At 72.0% G+C, this 13,199-nt stretch carries 10 protein-coding genes; 4 read left to right on the top strand and 6 right to left on the bottom strand.

Annotated features, from left to right (window positions below; translation table 11 throughout):
* Positions 1 to 64: 64 nt before the first annotated feature.
* Positions 65 to 1,456 carry an aldehyde dehydrogenase (NADP(+)) gene (locus tag PT931_RS23055; RefSeq protein WP_456247834.1) on the top strand — a complete coding sequence of 464 codons (1,392 nt, stop codon included), beginning with the start codon at positions 65 to 67 and terminating at the stop codon, positions 1,454 to 1,456.
* A 109-nt stretch (positions 1,457 to 1,565) separates the two neighbouring features.
* Entirely contained in the window at positions 1,566 to 2,069 is a 504-nt protein-coding gene (locus PT931_RS23050) for a flavoprotein (RefSeq protein ID WP_456247833.1), read from the top strand.
* Positions 2,070 to 2,226: 157 nt separating this feature from the next.
* Here PT931_RS23050 and PT931_RS23045 read toward each other — a convergent pair whose 3' ends face one another.
* The 6 genes from PT931_RS23045 to PT931_RS23020 all read right to left on the bottom strand — a co-directional run bounded on the left by PT931_RS23045 (position 2,227) and on the right by PT931_RS23020 (position 8,309).
* Positions 2,227 to 3,603, bottom strand: a complete 1,377-nt coding sequence (locus tag PT931_RS23045) for a family 16 glycosylhydrolase (RefSeq protein ID WP_456247832.1) — start codon at positions 3,601 to 3,603, stop codon at positions 2,227 to 2,229.
* Positions 3,604 to 3,736: 133 nt separating this feature from the next.
* A complete protein-coding gene (locus PT931_RS23040) occupies positions 3,737 to 4,900 on the bottom strand; it encodes an ABC transporter substrate-binding protein (protein ID WP_456247831.1) in 1,164 nt (387 codons plus the stop codon).
* A 91-nt stretch (positions 4,901 to 4,991) separates the two neighbouring features.
* On the bottom strand, positions 4,992 to 5,708 hold the full coding sequence (locus tag PT931_RS23035) for an ABC transporter ATP-binding protein (protein ID WP_456247830.1): 717 nt from the start codon (positions 5,706 to 5,708) through the stop codon (positions 4,992 to 4,994).
* Positions 5,705 to 6,472: an ABC transporter ATP-binding protein gene (locus PT931_RS23030; protein WP_456247829.1), complete on the bottom strand. Its 768-nt coding sequence runs from the start codon at positions 6,470 to 6,472 to the stop codon at positions 5,705 to 5,707. Before PT931_RS23030 ends, PT931_RS23035 begins: the two co-directional genes overlap by 4 nt.
* A complete protein-coding gene (locus PT931_RS23025; RefSeq protein ID WP_456247828.1) occupies positions 6,469 to 7,443 on the bottom strand; it encodes a branched-chain amino acid ABC transporter permease in 975 nt (324 codons plus the stop codon). The genes PT931_RS23030 and PT931_RS23025 overlap by 4 nt, the downstream gene beginning before the upstream one ends.
* Positions 7,440 to 8,309 carry a branched-chain amino acid ABC transporter permease gene (locus tag PT931_RS23020; RefSeq protein WP_456247827.1) on the bottom strand — a complete coding sequence of 290 codons (870 nt, stop codon included), beginning with the start codon at positions 8,307 to 8,309 and terminating at the stop codon, positions 7,440 to 7,442. Before PT931_RS23020 ends, PT931_RS23025 begins: the two co-directional genes overlap by 4 nt.
* Before the next feature lie 373 nt (positions 8,310 to 8,682).
* Here PT931_RS23020 and PT931_RS23015 point away from each other — a divergent pair, with 373 nt between their 5' ends.
* Together PT931_RS23015 and PT931_RS23010 are read left to right on the top strand one after the other, a co-directional pair.
* Complete coding sequence (locus PT931_RS23015; RefSeq protein ID WP_456247826.1) at positions 8,683 to 12,774, top strand: nitrate- and nitrite sensing domain-containing protein; 4,092 nt, start codon at positions 8,683 to 8,685, stop codon at positions 12,772 to 12,774.
* Positions 12,771 to 13,184: a roadblock/LC7 domain-containing protein gene (locus PT931_RS23010; RefSeq protein ID WP_197006867.1), complete on the top strand. Its 414-nt coding sequence runs from the start codon at positions 12,771 to 12,773 to the stop codon at positions 13,182 to 13,184. The genes PT931_RS23015 and PT931_RS23010 overlap by 4 nt, the downstream gene beginning before the upstream one ends.
* The last annotated feature ends 15 nt before the right edge of the window (positions 13,185 to 13,199 follow it).

Genomic DNA, 13,199 nt, shown 5'->3' with positions numbered 1-13,199 from the left:
CGGCGGGATACCAGTTATCGTTCGGTCTAGTAGAAAGATTGTTCGGTTTAGAGGAGTGATTGTGGTGCACGACACTACACCGGCCGAGCTCGACCGGATCTGCCGCGCGGCGGCCGGCGCCGCGGCCGGGTTCGCCGCGCTCCCGCTCGCCCAGCGGGCCGACCTGCTACGCAAAGTAGCCGCGAAACTACGCGAGAACGGTGCCGCGATCATCGAGCGGGCCGACGCGGAGAGCCACCTGGGTGTGCCGCGGCTCACCGGCGAACTGGAGCGCACCTGCGTGCAGCTCGAACTGTTCGCCGACGCCGTCGACGCCGGCGCCTTCCTCGAAGTGATCATCGACCACGCGGACCCCGCCGCCAAGCCCGCCCCGCGCCCCGACCTGCGCCGGATGCTCGTCCCGCTCGGCCCCGTCGCCGTGTTCGCGGCCAGCAACTTCCCGCTCGCGTTCTCCGTCGCGGGCGGCGACACCGCCTCCGCGCTCGCCGCCGGCTGCCCCGTCGTCGTCAAGGCCCACCCGGGCCACCCCGACACGTCCGGGCTCGTCGCGGCGATCCTCACCGAGGTGCTGCCCGAGGGCGTGTTCGCGCTGGTCGAGGGCTTCGCGGCCGGCCAGGCGCTCGTCGGGCACCCGGCGATCACGGCCGTCGGCTTCACCGGCTCCCTCGGCGGCGGTCAGGCCCTCCTCGACCTCGTCAACGCCCGCCCGAACCCGATCCCGTTCTACGGCGAACTCGGTGCGCTCAACCCGACCGTCGTCACCCCGGGCGCGCTCGCCGAGCGGAGCGCCGAGATCGTGGCGGGGTTCGTGGCCTCGTACACGATGGGGTCCGGGCAGTTCTGCACCAAGCCCGGCCTGCTGTTCCTGCCCGCCGGCCACGGACTGGACGCGGCCCTGACCGACGCGGCCGCCGCCGCCAGCACCGGGCAGCTCCTCACCGAGAACATCCAGAAGGGGTACGAGCAGGGGCTCGCCCGGTTCGCGGCCGCCCCCGGCGTGCGGGCGCTAGCCGGTCCGGCGCCGGCCCTGTTCGCCGTCGCGGCCGGTGACCTGCGCGGGGAGCTGCTCGACGAGTGCTTCGGCCCGGCGGCGCTGGTCGTGGAGTACTCCTCGACGGCCGAGCTGGCCGCCACGGTCCGCGACCTGCCCGGCAGCCTGACCGCGACCGCGCACCTGGCCGCCTCCGACGACCTGGCCGCCGAACTGCTGCCGCTGCTCGCGGGGGTCGCCGGCCGGGTGATCGTCGACGGCTGGCCGACCGGGGTCGCGGTGACCGCCGCGATGCAGCACGGCGGGCCGTGGCCGGCGGCGACCTCGTCGATGTACACGTCCGTGGGGGAGACGGCGGTCCGGCGGTTCCTCCGCCCGGTCGCGTACCAGAACGTGCCGGACGCGCTGCTGCCCGAGCCGCTGCGCGAGGCGAACCCGCTGGGGATCCCGCGCCGGGTGTCCTGAGTTCGCGCCCGGGTGGCGGCCACGCCGGCCGCCTGCGACGTCGCGCGGGTGTGGGAAGGTCGCCGGTCATCGGCGACCTCCCGCTTTCCGTCGGGGTAGTGTCCGGCGCGTGGAGTTGCTGATCGTCGTGTGCGCCGCCTCCCCCGCTGGGGGCGTCGGCGAGTTGATCAGGGCCGCCCAGGACGACGGGTGGACCTGCCGGGTGCTCGCCACCCCCAGTGCGCTGCGGTTCCTCGACGTGGCCGCCATCGAGGCCGCCACCGGGGAGCCGGTCCGGCACGCCTACCGGGCCCCGGACGAACCGAAGACCACCGTCATCCCGGATGTCGCGATCGTCGCGCCCGCCACGTTCAACTCGGTCAACAAGCTGGCGGCCGGGATCACCGACACCTACGCGCTGGGCGTACTCGCCGAATGTGTCGGTCTCGGGGTGCCCACCGTGGTGGTGCCGTTCCTGAGCACCGTGCTCGCCGGCCGGCTGCCGTTCCGGAACGCCGTGACGAGTCTGCGGGCGGAGGGCGTGACGGTGCTGGTGGCCGAGCATCCGCACGGGAAGGGCGGCTCCACCGCGTTTCCGTGGCGGGCCGCCCTGGCCGAGGCGACCAAGGCCTGACCGACGCGGTCCGTCCGGGAGCGGCGCGCGGCCGCAGGCTCTGACCGGCGCGGCTCGTCCGGGAGCGGCGCGCGGCCGCAGGCTCCGACCGGCGCCGCCCGCCCGGAGCCGCAGCCGGCCGGCCGGAGCCCACGGCCGGCCTGGCCGCGTGCCGGTCTCAGCCCCGGCGCCAGCGCTGGTTGTCCTGCCCGTTCGGGTTGCAGTCCCACAGTTGGAGCAGCGCCCCGTCCGCGGAGTTCCAGTCCGCCACGTCCACGCACCGCCCCGACACCGGGTTGACCAGCTGCCCGGCCCCGTTCAGGGTGAACTTCTGCGCCGCGTTCCCGTTGCAGCCCACCACCTGGATGGCCGTGCCGTTGGCCGTGCCCGCGCCGGCCGCGTCCATGCACACGCCCATCGAGCGGACCGTGCCGTCGGCCTCGAAGGACCACTTCTGGTTCGCGCCGTCGTGACAGCCCCACAGGTGCAGCCGCTCGCCGTCGGAGGGCGAGCCGCCGGGGATGTCGATGCACTTACCCCCGAAACCGATCAGACGGGTACCGGTCGGGGTGCCGCCGTACGTCTGCACCCGGACGTAGTCGACGACCATCTGCTGGGGGAACGCGGTGCTCGCGTCGGGGTAGCCCGGCCAGTCCCCGCCGACGGCCACGTTCATGATCATGAAGAAGGGGTGGTTGAACACCCAGGTCTTGCCGGGGATCGCGGCCGGGGTGACCCGGAAGTACTCCTGGCCGTCGAGCTTCCAGACGATCAGGTCGGGGCTCCACTCGACGCCGTACCGGTGGAAGTTGTCAGCGAGCTTCTCCCCGTTCGGCAGGGTCCGCGAGCCGCCCTTGCCGCCCGCGCCGGAGTAGCCGGGGCCGTGGATGGTGCCGTACACCGTGGAGGGTTCGCGGCCGATGTTCTCCATGATGTCGATCTCGCCGCGGTCGGGCCACGTGGAGCCCTCGCCGAGCATCCAGAACGCGGGCCAGATGCCCTGCCCGCGCGGGATCTTGATGTTGGCCTCGAAGGTGCCGTACGTCTGGGTGAACGTGGCCGCGGTCAGCAGCCGCGCGGAGGTGTAGGAGCCGTTGGCCTCCTTCCGGGCCGTGATCACCAGGTGGCCCTGGCCGTCGTGGGCGGAGTTGGCGGTGCTGTTCGTGTACGTCTGCAGCTCGTGGTTGCCCCAACCGCCGCCGCCGAGGTCGTACCGCCATTTCGTGGAGTCGGGCGCGGTGCCGGCGGGCCGGTCGAACTCGTCCCCCCAGGAGGCGGCGAGGGCCACGGCGGGACCGGCGCCGGGCGCGAGGGCCGCGGAACCGGCGGCGGCGAGCGGGCCGGAGCCCGGTGCGGAACCGGTGGCCGTCCCGGGCGCGGCGTGCGGCGCGGAACCGGTGGCGGCGAGCGGGTGGGAGCCCGAAGCGGAACCGGCGGCCGTCCCCGGTGCGGAACCGGGTCCCGCGACGGTCCCCGCGTTCCCGGTTGCCGGCGCGGCCAGCACGGCGGCGAGCAGCACCCCGGCCGTACCCATCAGACGCATTATTCTGAACACGGTTCCTCCTGAGGGGATGGAGAAGATCAGTGTCGATATGTGTATCGCGAGAGCGCTCTCTCAACAAGGGTTGTGATCAGATGCGGCACGAAAAAGGCCCCCTCCGCGGAGGGGGCCTTTCACGGGGTCACGCCTAGGAGGCCAGGCGCCACTCGCCGTTCTTCACGACGACGATCTTCAACGCGTCGGGCTGGAGCCCCGAGTGGTTCTCGGCCGTCATCTTGATCGGGCCGGTCATCCCGTCGAGCTGGATCGTCTCGAACGCGTCCCGCAGCTTCTCCGGGTCGGTGTTGCCCGTCTTCTTGACCGCCTCGGTGATCAGCGACACCGCGTCGGCCCCGAACGAGGCGAAGCCGGAGTAGTTGCCGTAGGCCGTGGAGTAGTCCTTGAACCACGCCTTCTGGGCGGTGACCTGCGGCGTCGTCGCGACCGCGTCGTTGATCGCGAGGATGCCCGGGAACACCATGTACGTGTTCTCGGCCGCGTCCTGCGCGCCCTTCACGAAGAGCTCGGCCCCGGCACCGGCGTCGAGGTACACCGCGCCGGTGAACTTGGCGGTGCTCAGCGACTGGGCGATCAGGCCGGCGGCGGGCATGACGGCCCACGCCACGATCGCCTGCGGGTTCTTCTCGACGAGCTTGCTGACCTGGACGGTCATGTCCTTGTCGTCCTGGTTGAACTCCTCAGCCGCGACGACCTGGATGCCCTTGGCCTGCGCCTTGGCGGTGACCTGGGCCTTGCCGTCCTGGCCGTAGACGTTCTTGACGCTGATCAGGCCGATCTTCGTGATGTTCTTGCGGGCCAGCTCGTTGACGATCACGTCGGCGTCCTCGGCCGGGTTCGGCGCGATCTTGAAGACGAACTTGCTCTCGGCGATCGGGCTGGTGATGGCGCTCGCGGCGCCCAGCGCGATGATCGGCACCTTCTTGGTGTTGGCGACGGCCTTGGCCGGCACGACGCAGCCGCTGCAGCCACCCGTGATGATCGCGGAGACCTTCTCGTTGTCGATGAAGTGGTTGACGTTCTTGACGCCCTCCGCCGGATCCGTGCGGTTGTCGCGAATGATCAGGTTGATCTTCCTGCCGTTCACCCCGCCGGCATCGTTGATCTGCTTGACCTTGAGCTTCAGTGCCTTCTCGAACGTGGTACCGATCGAGGCGGTCGCGCCCGACAGCTCCAGGCTCGCGCCGATCTTGATCTCGCCCGCCGGCGCCTTCTTGTCCTCAGCGGCACAGCCAGCCATGCCGGCAGCGACACTTAAGGACAGCAGTGCGACGAGAATGCGGGGTTTCCTCACGGGTGGTCCTCTCCGTTATCTCCCCAAGTCAGGTTCGCTCGGGATGCTATGGGCGATATTCGAGCGCGGTCAAGACCTCGTCACGGAGAGTTCACACAGTCTCGCCCAGATACGCCGCGCGGACCCGGGGGTCCGTCCGGAGTTCATCCACGGGTCCTGAGAGGACGACCCGGCCGCGATCCAGCAGGTAGCCGCGCTGCGCGACCTTGAACGCGACGTGCGCGTTCTGTTCGACCAGGACCAGCGTGGACCCGCGACGGACCAGTTCACAGAGGACTTCTGTGACCTCACCGACAGCCTTGGGCGCGAGGCCCAGTGACGGCTCGTCGAGGAGTACGACACTCGGGCGGGCCATCAGCGCCCGACCGATGGCCAGCAGCTGCTGCTCGCCACCCGACAGGGTGCCGGCCTGCTGGTGCCGGCGCTCGGCCAGCCGGGGGAAGAGTTCGTACACGTCGGCGCTGGTCTCGGCCCTTTCGGCCCGGCTGCGGTGGTACCCGCCGAGTTTGAGGTTGTCGGCGACGCTGAGGCCGGCGAACACCCTGCGGCCCTCGGGGACCAGCACCAGGCCGTCCCGGGACCGCTTCTCCGCCGCCCGGCCGGTGACGTCGCGGCCCTGCCAGGAGACGGTGCCCCGCCAGGGCCGGATCAGGCCGGCGACACTCTTGAGCAGCGTCGTCTTGCCCGCGCCGTTCGAGCCGATCAGGGTGACCGCCTCGCCCCGGGCCACGGTCAGGTCCACGCCGTGCAGGGCCTCGATCCGGTCGTACCCGGCGACGAGCCCGCTCACCTCCAGAACGGCGGTCACTCTTCTTCTCCCAGGTAGGCGGCCCGGACGAGCGGATCGGCCGCCACCTGGGCCGGGGTGCCGTCCGCGAGCAGCGCGCCCCGGTCCAGGACCAGCACCCGGTGGCTGACGCTCATCACGCTCGCCACGTCGTGCTCGACCAGGATCACGGTCACGCCGTCGGCGGCGAGTTTGCCGCACAGTGCGGTCAGGTCGGCGCTCTCGGAGCGGGACAGGCCCGCGAGCGGCTCGTCGAGCAGCAGGAGCTGGGGCCGGGCGGCCAGGGCGCGGGCGATCTCCACCCGGCGTTGCAGGCCGTACGGCAGGCTCGCGGCGTTCGTGTCCGCGTACGCCGAGATCCCGACCCGGTCGAGCAGGCCGGCGGCGAACGCGGCCTGGGCCCGGCGGGACCGGCGTGCGGCCGGCAGCCCGACCAGCCCGGCGACCGCGGTGGCCCAGTGCCCGACGAGCTGGGGGACGAGCACGTTCTCCGTCACGGTCAGCGAGCCGAAGAGCTGCAGGTTCTGGAACGTCCGGGCCACGCCGAGCCGGGCGACCCGGTCCGCCGGGTACCGGCCGATGCTCCTCCCGTTGAGCCGCAGGGTCCCGGACGTGGCCCGCCCGACGCCGGAGAGCACGTTGAGCAGGGTGGTCTTGCCCGCGCCGTTCGGGCCGATCAGCCCGACCACCCCGCCGGAGTCGTGCCGCAGGGTGACCCGGTCGACGGCGGTCACCCCGCCGAACCGGACGGTCAGGTCGTCGAGTTCCAGGGTCGCCGTCGTCATGTCCGCGCCGTCCTCAGCCGTCGCCACAGGGAGGTCAGCCCGCCGGCGACGCCGTTGGGCAGGAAGACGAGCACCAGGATCAGGGCCAGGCCGTAGACCACGATCTCGTAGCTGCCGCGCGCGTTGGGCAGCACCAGCGGGATGTACAGCTTCGACATCTCCGACAGCGTGGTCACCGCGAACGCGCCGAGCAGCGGGCCCCACACCGTGCGCAGGCCGCCGACCGTCGCGAAGATCAGCAGGTACACGGAGTTGAGGATGTGCAGCATGCCCGGGTCGACCGTCATCTGCCAGTGCGCGTGCAGCGCCCCGGCCAGCCCGGCCAGGCCGCCGGCCAGCGTGAACGCCCACCGCCGCAGGGCCGAGATCGAGATCCCGCTCGCGGCGGTGGCGATCGGGCTGTCGCCCAGCGCGGTCAGGGCCCGGCCGATGTCGGAACGCAGCAGCGCGTCGACGGCCAGCACCGCGAGGAAGAGCACCGCGGCGATGAAGTACCACATGGTGACGTTGTCGGACAGGTCCAGCCCGAACGGGCGCAACGGCGGCAGACCGCTGAGCCCGTTGTTCGCCCCGGTGAACTCCAGCTGGTTGAACAGGAAGCCCAGCGCCAGGCCGAACGCCAGGGTGGCCAGCGCCAGGTAGTGCCCCTGGGTGCGGAAGATGAACAGCCCGACCAGCCAGGCCACCAGCGCGCCGAGCGCGACCCCGGCGAGAACCGAGAAGAGCACGCCCATGTGGTACTTGGTGGTGAGCAGCGCCGTCGTGTACGCGCCGATCCCGTAGAACGCGGCCTGGCCCATGGAGACCTGCCCGGCCCGCCCGGTCAGCGGCACGAGGCCGAGCGCGGCGAGCCCGAACAGCGCGATGAAGATGGCCACGCTCATCGTGTAGAACGGCACCCGGGTGAACACCGCGGGCACCGCCAGCAGGACCGCGGCGAAGACCGCGAACCCGAGGACCCTGTTCCTCATACCTTGACCACCGAGGCCCGGCGCAGCAGACCGGTCGGCCGGAACAGCAGCACCGCCAGGAGCAGCCCGAACCCGATCGTGTCCTTGTACGTGCTCCCGATGTACCCGGCGATCATCGCCTCGGCCACCCCGAACATCAGCCCGCCGGCCACCGCGCCCGAGGGCGAGTTCAGCCCGCCGAGGACGGCCGCCGCGAAGCCCTTGAGCCCGAGCGGCACCCCGACCATCGCGTCGAACTGCTGCAACGGGGTCAGCACGATCCCGCCGAGCGAACCGAGCGCGGCGGCCAGCGCGAACGCGAGCAGTGCCATCCGGGCCGGGGAGACGCCCATCAGCTGGACGGTCTCGCGGTCCATCGAGGTGGCGCGCATCGCGGTACCCATCGTGGTGCGGGTCAGGAAGAGCCACATGGCCACGACGGCCACGGCCATGGTCCCGGCGCACCAGACGTACTGCGAGTCGATGAGTACCCCGAGGATCTCCACCGACCGGTTGGAGCTGAACCGTGGGGTGACGTGCGGGTCGGGCCCGAACGCCAGGAGCGCCGCACCCTGTAACGTGATCGAGGCCCCGATCGTCAAGATGATCAATCGGTCGTGGGTGGCCTTGCGGGCCGGCGCGATGACCAGGAGATTTATCAGAGCTCCGACGGCCGTGGTGACGCCGAGGGCGATCAGTGCCGCCTCGATCGTGCCCATGTGCTCGGTGAGAATCGCGAAGAGAACGCCGCCGAGCATCACGAAATCGCCCTGTGCGAAATTGATGACTCCGGTGACCTGGTAGACGAGAGCGATGCCGAGACCTACCATCGCGTAGGTGGTCCCGGTTGCGAGTCCAATAAGGGCGTAATTAAGAAATTGTGCCATTTGTCCCACCGGGAGAAAGATCACCAAGCCACCGGCCATCCTGTCGGCACTCCTCCCCGCCAGTCAAGGGAACGCCCAAATAGTGTCTTCCTCGACCGTTCTACGCTTACCGACAGTCCGTGAACGGACACGTTGTGCGATCGATCGGGCCAATGATGGCGGGGAATAGACGCACAGGCCGGCAAAGTGGACCGAGGGGCTCTTTCTCTTTGCCACAGACCGTGATGGAATCTCGGGGGCTCGATATCGTCAAGACAGCATCGAGTACGTCGAGCACCGCGTCGGGAGGACGTCAGTTGTGAGCACGCCGACCACCAAGGCGACGGTCTCCGCGCCCCGCCGTGGCCGTTTTCCTCGGCTTCGCGACTTTCGGGTGCGTTCCAAGCTGGGGTTGATCCTTGCCGTCCCCATTACGGCAATCGTCACCCTGTCGGCGATCAGCCTCATCGACGCCGGGCAGCGGGCGGTTGTCGCCGACAACGTCAACTCCCTCGCCAAGCTGAGCGCGGACGCCTCCGAACTCGTCCACCACCTGCAGAGCGAACGCACCGCCGCCGTGAACCTGCTCGCCGGGCTCAGCGACGTGCCTTCCTACACCGCGCAGCACAACGGCACCGACGTCGCCGTCGACGCCTACAAGAGCAGCCGCAACGGCCTCACCGACCTCAGCCCGGCCGTCACCGACAAGCTCAAGCCGATCGACGACAGCCTCGCCAAGCTCAAGGACCTCCGCGGCGAGGTCACCAAGGAACGCGGCGTCGACCGACTGTCCCTCGGTGCCGCCGTGTTCCGGTACGACGTGCTGGTCGACAACCTCCTCGCCTACCGGGACACGGTGTGGCAGAGCAGCGACGACGCCAACGTCACCGACGAGGTCCGGGCCGCCTCCGCGTTCTCCCGCGCGAAGGAGTACGCGGCCCAGGAGCAGACCATCGTCCTCGGCTTCGGCGGCAAGGCCTCCCCGGCCCAGTTCCGCGCGTACCAGATCGCGACCGCCGGCCAGCAGGAAGCGCTCCGCGAGTTCTACAACGCGGCGACGCCCAGCCAGCGCATGGTCGTCGAGTCCCTGGTCAAGGGCCCGGCGGTGCAGGACGTCGAGAAGATGGAATCGCAGATCAACGAGGCGATGTCCAACAGCAACGTCCCCGTCGCCCCCGGTGACTGGGTCCGCGCCACCGTCGGCAAGCTCGAACAGATGCGCGCCGCCGAGCAGCAGCTCGACCAGCTCGCCTCCGGCAGCGCCACCAGCGCCCTCAACACCGTGCGCCGCCAGGTGATCACCGAGTCCGCGCTGGTCCTCGCGACCCTGCTGCTGGCCGTCGTGCTCACCCTCGTCGTGGCCCGGTCCATGGTCCGCTCGCTGCGCCAGCTCCGGGAGGCCGCGATCGGCGTGGCCTACGAGGGCCTGCCCAAGGCCGTCGCCCGGCTCCGTGACCCGGAGGTGGCCGGCGAGGCCAACCCGGAGACGATCGCCGCGCAACTCGACGATCCACTGCCCGTGCGCGGGCGCGACGAGTTCGGCCAGGTCGCCCAGGCCTTCAACGTCGTGCACCGCGAGGCGGTCCGGATCGCGGCCGAGCAGGCCGTACTCCGCGCCAACGTCTCCACGATGTTCGTCAACCTGGCCCGTCGGTCCCAGATCCTGGTCGACCGGCTGATCGGCCACCTCGACCGCCTGGAGAAGGGCGAGGAGGACCCGGACCGGCTGGCCGCGCTCTTCCAGCTCGACCACCTGGCCACCCGGATGCGCCGCAACGACGAGAACCTCCTCGTCCTCGCCGGTGCCGACTCCACGCGTATCCAACGCGACCCGGCCCCGCTGGGTGACGTGCTGCGCGCCGCCCAGTCCGAGGTCGAGCACTACACCCGGATCGAGTTCGGCGTCATCGAGCGCGACATCGAGATCGCGCCGCACGCGGTCAACGACCTCGTGCACCTGGTCGCCGAGCTGTTCGACAACGCCACCGCCTTCTCGCCCCCGGACACGGCCGTCGTCGTGGACGCCCGGCGGGTCGGCGAACGGGCCATCCTCCAGGTCGAGGACCGGGGCATCGGCATCTCCGCCGAGCAGCTCGCGTCCCTCAACGACCGGCTGGCCAACCCGCCCATGGTCGACGTCGCCGTCTCCCGGATGATGGGCCTCGTCGTGGTCGCCCGGCTGGGTAACCGGCACGCCGTCCGCGTCGAGCTCCAGCCGGCCAGGGAACGGGGCATCATCGCCCAGGTCCTGCTGCCCGCCGAGGTGCTCGCCGGCGCCCGGGGCCCCGCCCGCAACGCGCCGAACGCCCTGCCCCAGCCGGCCTCGCCGCTGGCCCTGGACAGCGCGCCGGCCCGGACGAACACCGGCTCCATGTTCGCCACCAACCCGGCCCCCGCGCCCGCGCCCGGAGCCAACGGCACCCCGGTCAACGGTGCGACCATCGCCGCGGCCCTGGCCGGCGGGCGTACCGAGCTGCCGCCGCGCGACACCGGCGGCTTCGCGACCACCCCGCCGCCGAGCGGGCCGCAGGGCGGGGCCACCCGTCCCGTCCCGGCCTGGCACGACCTGACCGGCGCGGGCCCCGCCACCGAGGACCGGCCGACCCCGCCGCCCGCGGCCCCGGACGCCGACCAGGCCAGAGGCGGGCTCCCCGTCCGCCGGCCCGGCGCGACCGTGGACGCGTCGGGGGAGTTCCCCGCCGTCGGTTCGCCCACCACCGCGCTGCCCACCGTGAGCCCGGCCGTCGGCTCCCTGGTGCCGGTCAACCGGCCCGGGGTGCCCGGCGACGACATCGTCGAGGCCGAGATCGTCGAGGACGAGCCGGCCGCCAAGGGCATCCCGCGCCAGCTGCCGTCCTCGCCCGAGGTCCCGCCGCCGGCCGACCACCCGACCGGGCTGCTCGGTCTCGTCGCCCCGCCGGTCCCGCCGACCGTCTCCCCGTACGCGCCGTCCGCCCCTCCCGGGCAGAACCGGCCGGACGTCACGTTCGAGATGCCGACCGTGGACCCGGCCGAGGCCGCCGCGCCGCAGACCTTCTCCGGTTTCGAGCCCCGGCCCGCCCAGGGCGAGTCCGCCGACCCGCCCCGGCAGGTCTCGGGGAACACTGAGTCCTCGGCGACCGGCGCGCTGCCGACCGTGGGCCGGTCCTCGGGAGCCTTCCCGACGGTGTCGGGGGACAAGACCTCGACGGGTACGGGTTCCTTCCCGACCACCTCCCCGACCCCCGCCGGGTCCGGTGCCTCCGGTGCCGAGTCCACGGGCCGGCACTCCGGGGCCTTCCCGACCGTGGTGCCCACCAACTCGGGCGCGTTCCCGTCGGTGCGGACCAACACGGGTGCGTTCCCGGCGGTCGGCACCCCGGTGGGGCCGGACGGGTCGTCGCAGGGCCCGGCAGCCGGGAAGGACGCTTCCGGTCAGCCGGCAACTCAGCCGACGGCCGGCCAGGATGCTTCCGGCTCGACGGCCACCGGCCCGGGTGCGCCCGGCCAGCCAGTGTCCGAGCAGGCTGTTTCCGGCCAGGCTCCGTCCGCCCAGACCCCGTCCGGTCAGGACGTGAACGGTTCGGCAGCCGGCGGTCCGACGGCGGGTGCGGCCACGGCCTCCGACCCGACCGCCGGTTCGGCCACGCCGACCGAACCCGCCACCCCGGCCACCGGCCCGACGTCCGGACCGGGTCCGGTGTCGACCTCGGCTCCGACGCCCGGCCAGACGACGCCGCCCCCCGCCGCCGAGCCGACCCCGGCCGCCCCGGCCGCCCCCGCCACCCCGGCCCCGGCACCCGACGCCCTGAGCGCCGCGCTGCCCGCCGAGGACGACGGCGAGGAACTCCTGATCTTCCGGGAGATGGAGTCGGCATGGTTCACCACCGGCCACGACGTCCCTGAGCTGCACAGCGAGCCCGAGCCCTGGTCGTTCGGCGCCGACGCCCCCGTGGCCGAGGCGACGCCGGCCGACGCCGGGGCCAAGCCGTCCGACGCTGGGGCGGTGACCTCGGCGCCGGATCCGGCTACGGTGGTCGCACCGGTACCAGTACAGGAGGCGCCCGTGGTCGCGGAGCACAACCCACCGCCGACCCCGGCCCGCGTCCCCGTGGAGGCGCCCGCCCCGGCCCCGCGCCGGGTCAGCCCCGCCCCGCCGCCGTCCGCCGACGAGAGGTGGCAGACCGCCGCCGACCGTGGCTGGCAGGCAGCGTCCGCCGCGTCCGCGCCGGCCGTGGGCGGCACGACGGGTACCGGCCTGCCGCGCCGGGTGCCGATGGCGCAGCTCGTTCCCGGTGGCGTGGCCGCCGGGAGCAACGTCACGGACAAGCGGAACCCGGAAGCGGTCCGGGGCCTGCTCTCCGCGTACCACCGCGGCGTGCAGCGCGGCCGACAGCGTCCCAACGGCGAGGGCGACGCGCCCGCACCCGGTGACGAGTCCGGCCAGCCCAAGACGACCACCCCTCAGCACACCCAGAACGGCCCAAGCAAGGAGCAGAAGGCATGACATCCCAGATGGGAATCCAGGATCTCAGTTGGCTCCTCGCGAGCTTCGCCGACCGTGTGCCCGGAGTGGCACACGCGGTGGCGGTGTCCGCGGACGGGTTGCTCCTCGCGGCCTCGCGGGACCTGCCCCGGGACCGCGCCGACCAGCTCGCGGCAATCGCCTCGGGTCTGGTCAGCCTGACCCAGGGCGCGGCCCGCTGCTTCGAGGGCGGTGCCGTGCTGCAGACGGTGGTGGAGATGGATAACGGGTTCCTGTTCCTGATGTCGATCTCGGACGGTTCGTCGTTCGCGGTCCTCGCGGCGCGTTCCTGCGACGTCGGTCAGGTCGGGTACGAGATGGCGCTGCTCGTGGACCGGGTCGGCGAGGCTCTCACGCCTCCGCCGCGTCCGACCGCGTCAGCACTGAACTAATGTCCGACGAGTCGG

Source organism: Longispora urticae, from assembly GCF_053902585.1.
The sequence above is the reverse complement of the archived record's forward strand: the minus strand, read 5'-3'. Positions and strand labels throughout refer to the sequence as shown.

Bases quoted from the DNA above. Each gene is read 5' to 3' on its own strand.
- PT931_RS23020 (WP_456247827.1), bottom strand. From the start codon at position 8,309: ATGGCACAATTTCTTAATTACGCCCTTATTGGACTCGCAACCGGGACC.
- PT931_RS23025 (WP_456247828.1), bottom strand. From the start codon at position 7,443: ATGAGGAACAGGGTCCTCGGGTTCGCGGTCTTCGCCGCGGTCCTGCTG.
- PT931_RS23010 (WP_197006867.1), top strand. From the start codon at position 12,771: ATGACATCCCAGATGGGAATCCAGGATCTCAGTTGGCTCCTCGCGAGC.
- PT931_RS23030 (WP_456247829.1), bottom strand. From the start codon at position 6,472: ATGACGACGGCGACCCTGGAACTCGACGACCTGACCGTCCGGTTCGGC.